This window comes from Vibrio sp. 10N.222.48.A3 (assembly GCF_041475345.1).
Taxonomy (GTDB): Bacteria; Pseudomonadota; Gammaproteobacteria; order Enterobacterales; family Vibrionaceae; genus Vibrio; species Vibrio tasmaniensis_A.
In genome coordinates, this window is record NZ_JBFRVX010001383.1 from 1 (window position 1) to 1,042 (window position 1,042).

General features: G+C 39.3%; 2 protein-coding genes. One reads left to right on the top strand and one right to left on the bottom strand.

Annotated features, from left to right (window positions below; translation table 11 throughout):
* Window positions 1-273, top strand: a 273-nt coding sequence (locus tag AB4653_RS26520; RefSeq protein WP_372105718.1) for a chorismate-binding protein, incomplete at its 5' end; no start/stop codon positions are given.
* 121 nt (window positions 274-394) lie between these two features.
* On the opposite strand, the gene AB4653_RS26525 is transcribed toward AB4653_RS26520, so the two are convergent.
* Window positions 395-1,042: porin family protein (locus AB4653_RS26525; protein WP_372105719.1), on the bottom strand; the 648-nt coding region annotated here is incomplete at its 5' end.

Sequence of the window (1,042 nt, forward strand, 5' to 3'; positions counted from 1 at the left end):
GGGTCGATTACCGGCGCTCCAAAAGTTCGCGCGATGCAGATCATTGAGGAGCTAGAGCCTCATCGTCGCTCGGCGTATTGCGGTAGCATTGGTTATATCAGCCGTAATGGCAGAATGGACACCAGCATTACGATTCGTACGTTAGTGGCAGAAAACAATACGCTTTATGCTTGGGCTGGAGGAGGTGTAGTATTTGATAGTGATTGTGCTTCTGAGTACCAAGAGACTCTTGATAAGCTGAGTAGAATATTGCCTGTACTGGCTGATAGATAAATTTAATCTAGATTTATTAAAACGGGTTATTAAAAACAGCTAAAAAGCCAATCTGGAAAGTACTTTAATATTAAAAAAGCTAAGTGGGCAATCACCTACTTAGCTTTTCAATAACACTAGTCTAGAATGTGTATGTCGTCGCCAAATAGAATGAGCCTAGTGTGTGAACGTTAGATAACTCTTTGTTCTTTTCATCTTTCACTTTGATATCAGCTGCTTCCCAATCAATACCTGCACGTAATGCTAGAGCTGGTGCAGCAGGAATTGCATACTCTACGCCCACCCCCATTTTTATACCAGATACGGTTGATGACTTAGTCGCAAAGTATTTATTATTAGCACTGTTTTCAATTTCTGAATTTAAAAAGCTATAACCTAAAAGTGCATAAGGTCGAAGACCAATATCGAACGTATAACCAACATTCGCAGCAACGCTAATTGAACTAAAATCTGTTGTGAATGCTTTTGAACTGCCTACTTTTGTTGTAGACGTTCCATATTTAGTATATTGACCTTCGATACCAATAATACGGTTGATCTGATAACCGGCAATGAGTTTATAAGAAGGTGATTCAGTTTCAGTTGTTGTGGTTTTGCGAGTTATGGCCTTACCAAAACCACCATCATCAAGTTCAGTTGAACCAGCTCCTACTCCGATATAGAAACCATTTGGGTCTTTTTGTGCAGCCACTGCAGATAAAGGTGCAATTAGAGCAAGCGTCACTATCATTTTTTTCATATCGAATCCATTTTTATAGTTTTTCAAACC